Consider the following 15,885-nt stretch of genomic DNA (forward strand, 5'->3'; position numbering starts at 1 on the left):
AAATAAAGAAGCCAGTAAATGAATTTATAATAAACTCATTTACTGGCTAATTTGTTAGAAATTATGTCCCAGCCTCTAGTATGTAATGTTACCTTCTTTTACATTTTAACGCAATACTTTACATATTATTTATGATTAAAAAAATATCATTTTGTATAAATTATTATTTTTTAAATTTTATTTAACTTTAAACCTTTTATTTATTTTTTATAAAGAAGATCAAAATCCATTCAATAGTGAAAATATTTAAAAATAATAATGCGACTTATAAAACTACAAGCATTTGAATAATCAATAATAATGTTAAAAAGAGACAGCTTTATGATGGTATTGTAATTACAAGTAAATGAATATTAAATACAAAAAAGCTAGATACCTATAGGCATCTAGCTCTATTTATAAAACGTAGTTAGTATGAATAGATTATGTAAGTGATAACTTAGTAACCGAATGCATGTGCAATGTCTTGAATAATACCGCCAGCATTCGCTACGATATTAACGATACTTTTTGCTAACTCAGCACCATCTTCTGCTTGTGCTGCTGATACAGTATTAGCTATAGCTTCAGCTAATTTAGAAACATGTTCCACGTTGTATTCCCTCCTCCTAATTAAGTTATCTATAGAATAGCATTGCTTTTTTAATACAAATTAAACTCAATTTTAAACTTTTGTAAATAACTCAATCGTTCATTATACGTAATTTTGATTTATACTTTAATTTTATATATTAGCACACAATTAATAAGGGGTTTCAACAATTCTGCAATGCATTGTAGAATTATCTTGAGTGGTATTACTTATTATGCTTAAGAATAAAATCTCTTGGATTACCATATAATGATTCTGCACCTGCAACTTCTTGTTGGGCATAAGGATGATTAGAACTACCTCTTAAATTATATCCATACGTACGAACCCCATAAACAACGTACTGGCTATCTACCATAGGAGATCCTGAATCACCAGCTCTAAATTTATCTTTTGTCATGAGTTCTGATTTATTCGATGCTTCTTGTAAAAAACGTAACTTATTCCAGTATGCATATGTATTGTTCCCGTTCATCACTGGATATCCTAAAGAATATAATTTCTTGTTAAATTTTAAACTCTTAATTTTTTGATTGGTTGCAAGTTTAAGTGGTTGCACGTTAGCTTTTTGAGCCATATTTTCTTTAGTTTCAACGACAACCATATCGTATGAAGGGATTTTATATATCTTTTTAGCATGAAATTGATAGGGTATCTTTTTACCGTCTCTGTTTAATTGAAATTTTATTTTACTCGGACTCGTTCTTTGACCATTTTTCTTATCTACAACATGTGCATTGGTTACAAACGTATGATTGCCTACCATAAATCCTGTTCCCATACTATCTTTGCCTGGACCTTTCCAACCATCCATGTTCGATACTCTTCCTACTGCTTTATATTTATTTTTATGCGCATAGTTATAACGTTTTATGACTATTTGACTATTATCAACTTTCTTCGCTTTATGATATGCAGCACTCGCATTATGATCTTCCATGCCATTGTAATAATAATTTCCTACTGCTTTTGCCTCATGCTGTGTATCTAAAATCATCAATGATGGTACCAAAGTTATGGTTGCTAAAGCTGTTATGAGTGATTTTTTAAATTTCATTTTATTCATCCTTTTTATTTTTAAATTAAAGTACATACTAATTATTAAAAATTTATTTTCTGTATCAGTTCAAAAAGATAGTAACCTTAATATATTATATTTTCCACAACATTTATTATAATGATATATTTGAATTTTTGATAGTGTGCCTTTTTCAAAAAACTGTGTCGTAAAATTCTTGTATATAAGCATACTATCACAGTAATTAAGGGTTTCTTTCTCCACACTTCACACAATTTTTTAATACCCCTTTACTATCAATAGTTATCGAGTTTAACTACATAACTTTTGATATTGGTAAGCTTAATAAAACTTTTCAAACATACAAACAATTGAATATACCATTATTATTCAAAAGAATCCTTTCTAACGAACTATATACTATAATTAAAGTTTTACAAAAATTTGAAAGTCTAAATTTTACATATTTTATATATATAGCGCACTTCATTATTATGCTATAATCTTATTTTGGGTTGGTTTCTATAGATAAACCAACAATTGCATGATTAGTTTATATTATAAATATATTAATATTTAAGATTTTAGGAGATGCACAAATGCTTAAAATTAATTTTTTTAATAAGGAATATGGAGTTTTAAAATCACAAAATTACGAAAGAATTTCACTAGAATTATTGAACAAACATTACCATATAACTGAAAATGATTTTAAAAACAAAGATTATTGTTTGGATAAATTTAATAGTAAAGATATATTAATTGGTTCCTTTCAATCAAACAATCTAGATTATTACTTACACGTAAAAAATAAAAAACTTTATTTAACACCATACATAAATGGCGATAGTCCAGGCAGTTTGAATTTAAACATTAAAAATTCACACCATCGTTTCTCTATTCATAAATCGAAGTACAGTTTCATCGTTAAAGATACCTATTTTGGTGATGAGATTGAAATAAACAGTGACTTTTTTATTCCTGGAAGAAAGTCATTTATTAATGAAGTAGAAAATGGAAATCAAGATCCATATATCTATATAAAATTCACTTGCTTAAATTATGCAATATTTTTAGAATACACTATTGCAAAAAAAGATTTTTCTTTTAAAACAATCAAAATAAATGTACTGACAAATTCTCCACTCAAATTTAAATTTAACAGTGCTAACAATTTCACTATTTCTTCTAAGAAAGTATCACAAAAAGTTAAAATCAGTGCAATTAAAACCTTAAAAAGTCTTAATTTAGCTAAAGGATTCAATTCATCAGTCCAAAATTCTGTACTTTTAAAAATCAATTCTAATTTTTATATCATCAATAACCATAATAAAAAAATAAGTATTACAACTGATAAAACAAAAGAATTACTATATAAAAATAGTACTTATACAGTTAAAAAATATTGGGGCTCTCTCATTATAAAAGGACAAATTGGTTATAATACTGAAATAAGACCCAATACGTTATTAACAAGAGAAGGGATCATCCTCTCTAAGTTATCCTGGATTGACGACACTACTTTTATAGCTAAAGTTAAAATTAAAAATATTAGAAAACTATCTAATTTGCATAATACTGTTTTTTTAGGTATCGATAGAATCAAATTACATGCATTGCATTACAGTTTTAATGAAGAACAGAAGGTACTTTTAACATTTAACTCTATGAATCACGCTATCATTGCTAGAAAAAATGCAGGAAAAAATCTTTCTTTAGGAAATTTAAGCAGTTTAAAAATATATAATAGATGGCATAAATTTAAGATTTTAATCGCTAAAAAATACGCCCGATTGTATAGAATATTTAATAAGAATAAAAAAATTAACGTTTATTTTGAAAAAGAAGCTTCTAAAGCAGTAGAATCTGGGAGATATGTTTTTGAAAAGGTTTTAAGTCAAAAGCAACTTAAGTCTAAGAATGTATTTATTTTAGATAAACGTTCTGATCAGTATCACTTAATGAAAAATAAGTATGGTAATAATATAATTGATCGATTTAGTTTTAAAAATTATTTATATGTGTTTTTAGCAAATCACTTTATTTCTAGTGAGCTAAGTAATCATGTGATTAATACTAGAATATTCAATGATAGTCTAAATAAAAAAATCAAAGAAACACCATTATACTTTTTACAACACGGTATTCTCTTCATGAAACCGCATGACAATCCAAAAACAAGTGGATTCCATAAAAAAAACATGACTAATAATATAATAAAATCTGTCGTTAGTTCTGATTTAGAAGCACATGAGTTTAAAATTATGGGCTACAACGAATTTGATATGATGAAAACGGGTCTACCAAAACTTGATAAAGCTTATTTAAATAATGATGCTGATAAAATTACTTATATGCCTACTTGGAGACCTTGGGAAGAGTCAGAAATTATCAATGGGAACATCAAAAAAACAACTTATTACAAATCAATTTTAGACGTTATAAAAGCTTTTGAAAAAGAAAATATGCTCAATCGCTTGCAGATTGCAGCACATAATAAATTTTCTCAATATATGAAGAATAATTTCGATAAATATCAAAATATTTTTATTGAAGATCCTACTGATACGCTTACGAATTCAATTATTTATATTACTGATATTTCTTCAATTATATTAGACGCTGCTTATAGAGGCGCATATCCTATTTTCTATTGGAAAGAGTTTGATTATATTATTGAAAAACATGGGGGCACTAGTCCCGTTAATCCTGAAAATGCTCCTGGAGATGTCGTATATAGTGAACAAGATTTAGTCAACATAGTTAAGTATATAATACGCAATGATTACAAAATCCCTTCTAGAATAAAAGAAAATTATAAAAAGTTAAATGAATTTAATGACAATCAAAATACTCAACGTGTTGTAGACATATTAATAGAAGATAATATTATCTAATTATTTATGAAAACGCAGAATAAAATTTCAACACTATCAACCACTTTTAGATATATTATAAAAAAAAGAACCGTAGACATGTAAATCTACGGTTCTTTTTTGAATGAATGCACTTAGATTAATATTTGGCAGTTACTATGCAGAATGAAATAGGCTAATGATTATTTTATAGTTATCACAATAAAATGTATAAAAAACTGTAAAATCTTTTCTAGTCTCTGTATTTAGTATCTTTTATGTCTTCTACATCAACTTTTAATAATTCATTTTTTCTTTTTAATTCTTTATATTTACCAAATAAACATAAATTAAGTGCCATTGAAATAATCAATACTTTTTTCATATTTAACCCCTCATTTAGCTAAAATAAGAATTAACTATAGACTATATTAACATATAAATATTAGAATAGGTTGTATATACAGTAAAATTAAATTTCAAAAAGTGAGGAAGGTTATTATTTTGTTAAACAAAAGTATATCATTAAAGAAAAAAATTAAATCAAGTAATTCTAAAATTGCTAATAAATTAGTGAAAAAATTTATATTAAACGATATATGTTCAAATGATGATTATACTGATATCGAAATATATCTTGATAATTTTCACTTTTTCAATTCAAAGCTATTAAAAATCAGAATTAATCAGAGTAATTTTTCTTTTGAAACCATACGTGAAACTGCTAATATCATCAGATTAAGAGTTGAAAATAAAAATCTATTAAATAAAGGATCTATAGATTTAGAATTTATATATAATCGAAAAAAATTATGGATAACTTACAGTAAAAATTTAACTAATACTTTCATATTAAATGACTGTATATACTCACTTGAAAAGTTTAACTATATCCTTAGACTCAGTAAATATGAAAATTATTTAAAAACTTATAATCATAGTATTCAAGTTAAGAATATAGTGAAAGAAGAAAATCAATTATTATTAAACACAGAATATAATATAGATTCATTAATTCTATTAAATGTAAATGCACAATTTGAAATTCCTATATATAATAATAAATTAAGTCTGTCGGAATTAAGTAAAATTTCTCCCGAGGGAAAATATTCAATATTTGTAGCTATTAAAAAGAGTCTTTATCCCTTGGAGATAACTAATACACAAATTCTTTCTCATTTAACAACACAGCAGGAATGGGTAGGCAATCAATTGAAAATAAATTTCAAAAAATTAAATGTTCAAAATTTATTTATTCAAACTCTATTGAATGATAGCAATATCAAAATCAGTTTTGAAATAAATGAAAATGATTTTGACCATTATCATTTGTCATACTTGTGTCTAGTTGAAAATGACTTAACATATTTTAATCCTCAAAAATTAGAGACTATAGCTAATAAAAATAAAATAATTACTAAAATCAATCTTAATGATTTTAATAATGTTAAAAAGAAAAAATTAGCTATCGTTTTTGAAGATAAACTAAATGGTAAGCAAATTTTTTACATACTCAATACTAAAAATAAAGTGAGTTTCAAAGGAAGTTTTACATTTAATAATAAATTATATAATTTAAATATTAAAAAACAAAAAGGTATTACTTTATTAACTTCAAAACCTAAAATAAAGTCTGTAGTTAATTTCATTACAGACGATCTTATAAGCTGTCATCTAACTTATGCTAATATTCACGAAGTATTCTCTACTTATATCACATTCGAAGATAGAGAATCACAAAACAAATATGAATTACCTATATATAAAGGTGAACAAAGCATCGAGATACCGTATGATGAATTGGAAAAATTAAGTACCTCTTCTAAAAATATAATAGATATATTCTTATCTACTTATGATGGAAAAACGTTACTTCAAAAGGAAAAGATTAGATACACAGATGGTATCTATAAAAAAGATAATTATCTGTCATTTAAATGTATTGAAAAGGAAAACCAAAAATCATATTATATGATTACTTTAACTCCATTCAAGAACCTTAAAATAGAAAATTTTAATCTTACTAATGATGAATTTCAAATACTAGAAAATGGTAAAAAATCAAATGATATATGGCTTATTGGAGAAAGAAGAGACACTGCTCAAGATAATGGCATAACATTCTTTAAGTGGTTACAAAATCATACTCATATCGATGCTTATTATGTTATCGATTCTCATTCAAATGATTTTAAAAAAATCAAACATCTACCAAACGTTTTAAGCTTTGCTTCAAAAGAACATTTTGAGGTTGCATCAAAAGCGAATGTATTAATATCTACACATGATTTAGAAAATATTGTTCCTTATAAAACAGCAGCGCGTTTCTGGGGTTACGAAGATACTATCAAGGTTTTTCTACAACATGGCGTTTTAGGAAGGAAAAAAGTAGAATATGATAAAAAGTATTATGATTTTCCTTTTAATTTATTTAATGTCTCAAGTACTTATGAGAAAAAAGAAGTGGTTATGAAACAACTAGGATATCATGATGATGAAGTCGCTGTGACTGGTTTACCACGATTTGACCATTTACCTCAAAAAAATACTAATGAAATTAAAAAGATATTAATAATGCCTACTTGGAGAGACTGGTTAAATAGTACTTATGCCTTTGATAATAGCGATTATATGAAGCATTATTTAAGCTTAATTAATAGTCCTAAGTTGCAAGCTTTAATCAACGAATATGATATTGAAATTAACTTTTATCCGCACTATCGATCACAAATGTTTTTCAAATCATTTTTGACTGATAATAAAAGTGACATCAATTACATCGAGTTAGGCGATAAAACTGTTCAAGAGTTGTTAGTTGAACATGATTTACTCATTACTGATTACAGTAGTGTTAGTTTTGACTTCTCATATATGAAAAAACCTGTCATTTTCTATCATTTTGATGTCAAAAAATTCTTTAGAAAAGGTATATTAAGAAGTATTAAAGATACATTTATTGGCGATATAGCACATACAGAGAAAGAGTTAATTTCTTTAATTGAAGATAATATTAAAAATCCTAAAAATATGGAGTATCAAAATCTATCAAGCATATTCGATTATACAGATCATCATAATAACCAACGTGTCTATCACAGTATTTTAGATCTTATTCAAGACAATACGTCTTCTTAAGTTCATACTTGTCTCAATTCCAAACATAAGTCTAGGACGATGAATTCATGAGAATTTGTCATCCTAGACTTTTAATACATATTGATGAGTCCTGCATCTCCCTTACAAATATTGCAAAATATTTAACATTACTTATGTCGTATTTATTGGTAAAATTGTTGTAATAAAAATACATAGAATTGATGGGATATTATGAAAGTTAAACTTTATACGTTGTTATTATTACTCATTTTTCTGATAGCATGCGCTCCAACATCGACTTCACAATCACCTCATCCTTTACGTACGTTGATTGTTTATTCTCCTTATCCATCACATTTAATTCGTCCGATTTTAAATGATTTTGAAAAGCGAGAACATGTGAAAGTTGAAATCAAACATGGCTCAACTCAAGTATTACTATCTAATATTCACAAAGAAGCACTTTCTAAACGTGGGGATGTCTTTGTGGGTGGCGTGTTATCAGAGATGATAGATCATCAAGAAGATTTTGTTCCTTACCATAATCGTTCTACACTGAAACAAATAGAGGATTATCGCTCTAACAACCCATTAGTCACGAGCTTTCTATTGATGCCAACAGTAATTGTAGTGAATACAGATTTACAAGGTGATATGACTATTCATGGATATAAAGACTTACTTCAGTCTTCACTAAAGGGGCGTGTCGTTTATTCTAATCCTCATTCTACGACGACAGGATACCAACATATGCGTGCGATGTATCATATGCGTCACCAAGTAAGCGATGTTCATCAATTTCAACACCATGCTGTACAGTTATCTAAAAGTTCTCAAGTGATTGAAAAGGTGGCTAAAGGTGCTTATTACGCTGGATTGAGTTATGAACAAGATGCTAGAACGTGGAAACAAAAAGGATACCCTATCTCAATCATTTACCCTACTGAGGGGACGATGTTAAATGTAGATGGTATTGCTTTAGTTAACAATGCACAACCTCATCCCAAACGTAAAAAGTTAGTACAATATTTAACAAGCCGTTCTGTACAACAACGTTTGGCAGAAGAATTTGATGCTAAATCAATACGTAAAGACGTGACTGAAACAAATCACTCATCTATTGAAAACTTGGATCATATTCCACTAATCCCACAATCACGTGTATCCAATATTCCACATCATCAATTTTTGGAGATGATTCAATGAAGACCTATAAGCCGTACCGACATCAATTAAGGCGTTCGCTATTTGCCTCAACGATTTTCCCAGTATTTATGGTGATGATTATTGGTTTAATAAGCTTTTATGCTATTTATATATGGGTCGAACATCGCACCATTCATCAGCATACCTATCAAACTCAAACCGAATTACAACGTATCGACAAACATTTTCATACGTTTGTTACGCAGCAACAAAAACAATGGCGTCATGTTGATTTATCACATCCAGCTGATATCACAAAGATGAAACGCCAACTATTAAAACAAGTCCATCAACAACCTGCGATATTGTATTACGATTTAAAAGGTTCTTCACAATCTTTCACAAACAATTATGAACAATTAGACACAACAAAGATGTATTTAATATCAAAATATCGAATTGATTTTAAAGACGATACTTATATCCTTAAAATATATATGTCAAGCACACCACTACTTAAAAACATTAAGAAAAATAGTGGACAATCTGCACTCATTGTTGATTCATATGATACTGTTTTATATACAAATGACGACCGATTCTCTATCGGTCAAAAATATCAACCACCACAGTTTGGGTTTATGAACGAGTCTTTAAAACTCAATTCTCATCATGCGCATCTTATTATATATAAAGATATTCATGAAACCATTGAAGATGGAATTGCATTACTAGTTGTCATGGGTGTTGTTCTTATTCTGCTTGTTATTTTTGGATATATAAGCGCTGATAGAATGGCAAAGCGCCAATCTGAAGATATTGAAGCGATTGTCCGAAAAATTGATGATGCTAAAAATCGACATCTTGGTAGTTACGAACCGTTAAAAAAACATAGTGAGTTAGAGGAAATAAATAATTATATCTATGACTTGTTTGAATCAAATGAGCAATTAATACAATCTATTGAACAGACCGAACGTCGTTTACGTGATATACAATTAAAAGAAATTGAGCGACAATTTCAACCCCATTTCTTATTCAATACGATGCAAACGATACAATATTTAATTCCTCTTTCACCCAAAGTAGCACAAACAGTCATACAACAACTATCACAAATGCTACGTTATTCTCTACGCACAGCATCGCACACAGTCAAATTAGCAGAAGAATTAAGCTACATTGAGCAGTATGTTGCCATACAAAATATCCGCTTCGATGATATGATACAGCTTTACATCGATGCTACTGAGGGTGTACAACATCAAACAATTGGTAAGATGATGCTTCAACCACTCGTAGAAAATGCCAGCAAGCATGGTCGTGATAGTGAACCTTTAAAGATAACAATTCGTATCAGACTTACGAAGCGCAAATTACATATTCTGGTTCATGATAATGGCATCGGTATGTCTCCATCACATTTAGAACACGTGCGCCAATCCCTTCATCACGATGTTTTTGATACGACACACCTAGGTTTAAATCATTTACATAATAGAGCCATGATTCAATATGGAACATATGCACGTTTGCACATTTTCTCAAGAAGCCAGCAAGGGACATTAATGTGTTACCAAATACCACTTGTCTAGGAGGAATAAAGATGTTTAAAGTAGTTATTTGTGATGATGAACGGATTATACGACAAGGTTTAAAACAAATGATTCCATGGAAGGAATATCATTTTACAACTATTTACACTGCCACAGACGGCGTAGAAGCATTGTCTTTAATTCGCCAACATCAACCTGAACTCGTCATTACTGATATACGAATGCCTCGAAAAAATGGTGTTGACCTACTAGATGACATCAAAGACCTTGATTGCCAAGTTATCATTTTATCTAGTTATGACGACTTCGAATATATGAAAGCCGGCATTCAACACCATGTTCTTGATTATTTACTAAAGCCAGTAGACCACACTCAATTAGAGCATATTCTAGACATATTAGTTCAAAGGTTATTAGAACGTCCACATTCTACCAATGATGACGCGGCATATTATACTGCCTTTCAACCATTATTAAAAATTGATTACGATGACTATTATGTCAATCAAATTTTGTCTCAAATCAAGCAACATTATCACAAGAAAGTGACTGTTCTTGACTTAATTAATCCTATTGTTGTAAGTGAGTCATACGCCATGAGGACGTTTAAAGAACATGTAGGCATTACGATAGTTGATTATTTAAATCGTTATCGTATTTTAAAATCATTACATCTTTTAGACCAGCACTACAAGCATTATGAAATTGCTGAAAAAGTAGGTTTTTCTGAGTATAAGATGTTTTGCTATCATTTTAAAAAATATTTACATATGTCACCAAGTGATTATAATAAGCTATCAAAATAGTGCAATCAATCACGAAAAAGCTCCCTACCATAATGACAAAATTTATAGTAGGGAGTATATATTTAAATTCACTTAATCTTAAATTTTTAATTTTCTAATTTTCTTTTCTTCGTAATAAGCAACAATGGCTAATAGTATCATTCCTAAGAATAAAGCTACATAGAATACAATAAAGACATCTGTCCAACCACTCAACGTATACCCAAAAATATTTAGACCATTACGTGTTGGATCAGCGATTGCAGCCAGACCCACTTTAGCCATTGAATCCCCGAATAGATATGCGAATGAACCTGTCATACCGTTAGCGACACTAATTGCATTTTTAGGAACAAAGCCAGTCAGAGATACACCAATGAGTAACTGTGGACCGAAGATTAAAGCGCCTAATGCAAATAGAGAAATATTGACCATTGTCACACTTGTTGCGTTCGTATAAAACAGCACAACAAAGGTAATCATAAACATACATCCAATCGCTACAATCGCACGACGTCCTTTTAAAAGGTCTGAGATATAACCCCATAATAAACTGGCTACTAATGCTCCTATTTCAAAGTAGAAAATAGTATTAACCGCGTCACCCTTATTAAAGTGTAAATGCTCTGATACGTATAGCGGCGCCCAATTATCAATACCAATACGCACGATATATACGAAAACATTTGAGATACACAAAATCCAAATCACTGGATTTCCCAGGATATATTTTTTAAAGATATCCCATTTAGTCATACCTTGAGAATCAATATTTTCTTGATCGATAGGCTCTTCCCAAATTTCTTCAGCACGATTCCAACCTAATTCTTCTGGATCATCTTTCCCAATAAATAATGTCACGATTCCAATGATTAAAGCGATAATAGAAGGAAAAATAAACATCCCAACGACATTACCGTGGAAAAATGTATTCGCACCCCAGAGTGCGACACCGCCAGCAATTGCACCACCAATGTTATGTGATGTATTCCAAAATCCTAAATAACGTCCACGCTTTGTTCGAGGTGCCCACCTTGAAATCGTTGAATAACTTGCAGGCCCACCCACAGATTGAAATATACCGTTAAGCCCCCACAGTACAATTAATAGTCCCATCACAGAGCCGAAGTAACTTAATACAAATCCCATAATAAGTACTGTAATCGCAGATAATATTAATAAGAAGGAAATAATACGCTTCGTATTACGACCATCGACAAAATAACCGAGTAATGTTTTTCCTAAACCGTAAGTAATACTAAACGCTAATCCTATATAACCCAGTTCTAATGTTGATAATCCGATTTCTTCTTTTAATAACGGTTGTGCCGCTTTAAAATTGTTTCGAATTAAATACATCGCCATGTAAACAAAGAATACGACAAAAAACGCTTGCATAAAGTTTCTAAGCCATAATTTGCGTTGTACAGCTAATGGTATCCCTTTGTTTGGTATTTTATGAATATCAAAAAAGTTCATCCCTAACACCCCTATCATTTTCGTTAAAAAAAATATATCACATTAATGTAAGCGCTTAATATCCTTAAAAGTATTAAATTATCCAAAAAACTGAACTTAATATGTGAGGTGTTAGAAGAGTTGTGAGTTAGTGCTAAAGTTAATAAATAGTTAATGGCATTTGAAACATTTTCTATATAAAATACTTTGTATTGTATGAGCAAAAGAACATTTATATAACAAACAATGGAGGACATCATGATTTTAACTATCTTATTTATCTTTTTCTGTATTCGACTCATCAGCTTAAAGATATTAATGCAACATGCAAAACAGCTAAAGGTAGATGGAGCCGTGGAATATGGTATTAAAAATTCAAAATTTCTAGCCATTACTCACGTGTTGATTTACATGAGTGCAGCTATAGAAGCATTCATTCGTAAGGATACATTTAGTCTACTTAACGGCATTGGCTTAATCATATTGATCATCGCTTATATCATGCTATTTATAGTTATTAAGACATTAGGTCGTATTTGGACATTGAAATTATTTATACTGCCCAATCACCCTATTATTAAGTCAGGGTTATATAAAGTAACGAAACATCCAAACTATTTTTTAAATATCATTCCCGAATTAATTGGTGTATTACTACTAACAAATGCTACATACACAACACTCTTATTAGTTCCATATGCTTATTTTTTAATTGTACGTATCCGTCAAGAAGAGAAATTAATGAATATATAAAATAAAAAGCCTACAATCACGAAATTCATTATTAGACTGACCCCAATTTGTGGGAATTATATAAAAACACTTTCGTTGAATTCATATTAAAATGAATCATACGGAGGTTTTTTTCTATGAAAAGAGCTTCTTATTCAGTAGAAACAAAGTATAAAGCAGTTGAAATGAAAGCAGCAGGATTTTCAACAAAAGAAATTATGAAAGAATTAAATATTAGAAATAGGACGCAAGTGAAAACTTGGTGGCGATGGTATCGAAATGGGGAAAGTTATAGATTTTCACAACAAGTTGGTAAACAATATACCTACGGTAAAGGATTAGAAGAGCTGTCAGAAGTAGAACAATTAAAATTAGAAAATAAGAGAAAAGATATAGAATTGGATATTTTAAAAAAGTACAAGGCATTGGAAAGGAAGTGGTACCAACAGTAGTCATAGATTTAGTGGATCAATTAAAAGTAAAATATTCAATCAAATTGATACTAGAAGTATTAAACATACCTAAATCAACATATTACCGATGGAAAAACAAAACCTATAAAAATGATACCGTAACACAAAAAGTCATTGAATTATGTAAAGCTAACCACTATACCTACGGTTATCGTAAGATTACAGCATTGATTAATCAATGTTATACATCACCAATTAATCATAAGAGAGTACAGAGAATGATGCAGAAGCATCATTTGAACTGCCGAGTTAGACCTAAAAAGACGACAAGAATAGGTAAACCGTATTATAAAACGGACAATTTATTACAAAGACAATTTAAAGCGAGTTGTCCAATGGAAGTATTAACAACCGATATTACTTATTTACCATTTGGTCATTCTATGTTGTATTTATCTTCGATAATGGATATTTATAACGGAGAAATTGTGGCGTATAAAATAGATGATAAACAAGACCAAAGTTTAGTTAATGATACATTAAATCAAATCGATATACCTGAAGGTTGTATATTACATAGTGATCAAGGCAGCGTTTATACATCTTATGCTTATTATCAATTGTGCGAAGAAAAAGGCATTATCAGAAGTATGTCCCGAAAGGGAACACCTGCCGATAACGCCCCGATAGAAAGTTTCCATTCCTCGCTAAAGTCTGAAACTTTTTACATCAATAATGAGCTTAATCGCTCTAATCATATTGTAATAGATATTGTCGAAAAGTACATTAAAAACTATAATAATAATCGAATTCAACAAAAACTAGGCTACTTATCCCCAGTAAAATACAGAGAATTAATAGCCTAGAACATGGTGTTTTTATTAAGTTCCCGTTTTAAGGGTTCAGTGCCTTATGCCACATCTTTAAAGTGAATTTTTGAAAAGTGCGGCATATAAACATACATGATTGTAGGTATTTTTTATCGCAAGGATATAACTGATGATTTTATTATAACGTTTCGATAAACCCGTTTGCTAGATATAACGTTACTGTTAGGAATAAGGATGCACATTTTTAGTGTGCCCTATGTCTTACGTCAGACAACCTGAACACTTACCTTTGTATCAACAACCCATATTAACTTTGATTGGGTATCAATAGACATTTAAAGCGCTAAAATCATCTTCTCCTAAACAAAAAAGATAAATCCCAATATTAAATCTTGAGATTTGTCAATATTTAAATACTCTGATATGAAACATACTCAATAGATTGAATGATGATTACAAAGTCACTCTGTTCTTATTTACCAAACAAATTCGATGCTTTCGATTAAATATATTTACTAAAAAATAATACACAAAAACGATTCAATTGTTAATACAATATTAAAGGTAGATAAAGACTCCTATTAATTTGTATCTTCACATTCTCAACTATTACTGATATTATAATGCTGAATAACCGCCATCAATATTAAATACACTACCTTGAGTAAACGATGATGCATCAGAAGCAAGATAAACTGTTATTCCAGCTAATTCTTCAGGCTCACCTACTCGTTCCATAGGAGTTGTATTTGTTTCAGTATTATCATTTAGTATCTTTTCCGTTTCGATTGTTCTCATGTAACCAGGGGCAATTGCATTTACTTTAATTCCATATCTAGACCATTCTCTAGCTAAGCTTTTAGTCAGCATCGTCACACCGGCTTTAGACGTTTCATAAGAGCTCTGGTCTTGCGTTTTATTAGCAATCAATCCTAATACTGAAGAGACATTAATTATCGAACCACTACCCTTCTCAATCATTTGACGTCCTACTGTTTGCGCTACAGAGAATGCTCCATTTAAGCTTAAATTGATTTCTTTTAACCATTCTTCATACGAAATATTTTCAGTATCATCTTGAATTGAGATACTAGCGTTATTGACAAGAATATCTATTTTTCCATATTCCCTTACTACATAATCAACAATTTGATTTACTTCATCTGAATGAGTTATATCTAATTTTAATGATGTGGTTTTAACACCTGATTGTGTAGATATAGTTGTGGCTGTTTCTTGACCAATATTGGATTGCAAATCAGCGATAACGATATTTGCCCCTGCTTGTGCTAATGCCTCTGCCATAGCTTTACCAATGCCAGTTGCACCTCCAATGACCATTGCCACCTTACCAGTTAATTTAAATTTTTCCATAATGTTTACCATCGTCAATCACCTTTCTCG

At 29.7% G+C, this 15,885-nt stretch carries 12 protein-coding genes; 7 read left to right on the plus strand and 5 right to left on the minus strand.

Annotated elements, in window-relative coordinates; genetic code table 11:
- Positions 1-439 precede the first annotated feature (439 nt).
- Both AC1Q7N_RS10545 and AC1Q7N_RS10550 read right to left on the minus strand, forming a co-directional pair.
- Positions 440-592, minus strand: a complete 153-nt coding sequence (locus AC1Q7N_RS10545) for a beta-class phenol-soluble modulin (RefSeq protein ID WP_002437676.1) — start codon at positions 590-592, stop codon at positions 440-442.
- Between the two features lie 205 nt (positions 593-797).
- On the minus strand, positions 798-1,649 hold the full coding sequence (locus tag AC1Q7N_RS10550) for a trypsin-like serine peptidase (protein WP_002455963.1): 852 nt from the start codon (positions 1,647-1,649) through the stop codon (positions 798-800).
- Positions 1,650-2,209: 560 nt separating this feature from the next.
- On the opposite strand from AC1Q7N_RS10550, the gene AC1Q7N_RS10555 reads away from it, so the two are divergent.
- Positions 2,210-4,507: a CDP-glycerol glycerophosphotransferase family protein gene (locus AC1Q7N_RS10555; protein ID WP_002469217.1), complete on the plus strand. Its 2,298-nt coding sequence runs from the start codon at positions 2,210-2,212 to the stop codon at positions 4,505-4,507.
- Positions 4,508-4,718: 211 nt separating this feature from the next.
- On the opposite strand, the gene AC1Q7N_RS10560 is transcribed toward AC1Q7N_RS10555, so the two are convergent.
- Positions 4,719-4,850 (minus strand): hypothetical protein, encoded by a 132-nt coding sequence (locus tag AC1Q7N_RS10560; RefSeq protein WP_002469222.1) that lies wholly within the window; start codon positions 4,848-4,850, stop codon positions 4,719-4,721.
- Positions 4,851-4,969: 119 nt separating this feature from the next.
- Between AC1Q7N_RS10560 and AC1Q7N_RS10565 the strand changes: the two genes are divergently transcribed.
- From AC1Q7N_RS10565 to hptR, 4 genes are all read left to right on the plus strand, one after another.
- Positions 4,970-7,600, plus strand: a complete 2,631-nt coding sequence (locus tag AC1Q7N_RS10565; RefSeq protein ID WP_002485425.1) for a CDP-glycerol glycerophosphotransferase family protein — start codon at positions 4,970-4,972, stop codon at positions 7,598-7,600.
- 192 nt (positions 7,601-7,792) lie between these two features.
- Complete coding sequence (gene hptA / locus AC1Q7N_RS10570; protein ID WP_002437673.1) at positions 7,793-8,767, plus strand: hexose phosphate-binding lipoprotein HptA; 975 nt, start codon at positions 7,793-7,795, stop codon at positions 8,765-8,767.
- A complete protein-coding gene (locus tag AC1Q7N_RS10575) occupies positions 8,764-10,302 on the plus strand; it encodes a sensor histidine kinase (RefSeq protein ID WP_002489447.1) in 1,539 nt (512 codons plus the stop codon). Before hptA ends, AC1Q7N_RS10575 begins: the two co-directional genes overlap by 4 nt.
- A gap of 11 nt (positions 10,303-10,313) precedes the next feature.
- Positions 10,314-11,069 (plus strand): response regulator transcription factor HptR, encoded by a 756-nt coding sequence (gene hptR, locus AC1Q7N_RS10580; RefSeq protein WP_002455962.1) that lies wholly within the window; start codon positions 10,314-10,316, stop codon positions 11,067-11,069.
- A 78-nt stretch (positions 11,070-11,147) separates the two neighbouring features.
- Here hptR and uhpT read toward each other — a convergent pair whose 3' ends face one another.
- The gene (gene uhpT / locus AC1Q7N_RS10585; protein ID WP_002455961.1) at positions 11,148-12,527 is read right to left on the minus strand and encodes a hexose-6-phosphate:phosphate antiporter UhpT; all 1,380 of its coding nucleotides are present in this window, start codon (positions 12,525-12,527) and stop codon (positions 11,148-11,150) included.
- 237 nt (positions 12,528-12,764) lie between these two features.
- On the opposite strand from uhpT, the gene AC1Q7N_RS10590 reads away from it, so the two are divergent.
- Positions 12,765-13,259: an isoprenylcysteine carboxyl methyltransferase family protein gene (locus tag AC1Q7N_RS10590; RefSeq protein WP_002437668.1), complete on the plus strand. Its 495-nt coding sequence runs from the start codon at positions 12,765-12,767 to the stop codon at positions 13,257-13,259.
- A 116-nt stretch (positions 13,260-13,375) separates the two neighbouring features.
- Positions 13,376-14,517 (plus strand): IS3 family transposase gene (locus tag AC1Q7N_RS10595; RefSeq protein ID WP_099835063.1). Its coding sequence is split into 2 segments (ribosomal slippage): positions 13,376-13,646 and positions 13,646-14,517, totalling 1,143 coding nucleotides; the frame shifts between segments, so codons are not numbered across the junction.
- Between the two features lie 582 nt (positions 14,518-15,099).
- Here AC1Q7N_RS10595 and AC1Q7N_RS10600 read toward each other — a convergent pair.
- On the minus strand, positions 15,100-15,867 hold the full coding sequence (locus AC1Q7N_RS10600) for an SDR family NAD(P)-dependent oxidoreductase (protein WP_002437663.1): 768 nt from the start codon (positions 15,865-15,867) through the stop codon (positions 15,100-15,102).
- Between the last annotated feature and the right edge of the window lie 18 nt (positions 15,868-15,885).

The sequence above is a fragment of the Staphylococcus sp. GW823-FHT05F06 genome, assembly GCF_058795495.1.

Coding starts and splice junctions, on each gene's coding strand:
- AC1Q7N_RS10550 (WP_002455963.1), bottom strand. CDS start 1,649: ATGAAATTTAAAAAATCACTCATAACAGCTTTAGCAACCATAACTTTG.
- AC1Q7N_RS10590 (WP_002437668.1), top strand. CDS start 12,765: ATGATTTTAACTATCTTATTTATCTTTTTCTGTATTCGACTCATCAGC.
- uhpT (WP_002455961.1), bottom strand. CDS start 12,527: ATGAACTTTTTTGATATTCATAAAATACCAAACAAAGGGATACCATTA.
- hptA (WP_002437673.1), top strand. CDS start 7,793: ATGAAAGTTAAACTTTATACGTTGTTATTATTACTCATTTTTCTGATA.
- hptR (WP_002455962.1), top strand. CDS start 10,314: ATGTTTAAAGTAGTTATTTGTGATGATGAACGGATTATACGACAAGGT.
- AC1Q7N_RS10555 (WP_002469217.1), top strand. CDS start 2,210: ATGCTTAAAATTAATTTTTTTAATAAGGAATATGGAGTTTTAAAATCA.
- AC1Q7N_RS10560 (WP_002469222.1), bottom strand. CDS start 4,850: ATGAAAAAAGTATTGATTATTTCAATGGCACTTAATTTATGTTTATTT.
- AC1Q7N_RS10575 (WP_002489447.1), top strand. CDS start 8,764: ATGAAGACCTATAAGCCGTACCGACATCAATTAAGGCGTTCGCTATTT.
- AC1Q7N_RS10600 (WP_002437663.1), bottom strand. CDS start 15,867: ATGGTAAACATTATGGAAAAATTTAAATTAACTGGTAAGGTGGCAATG.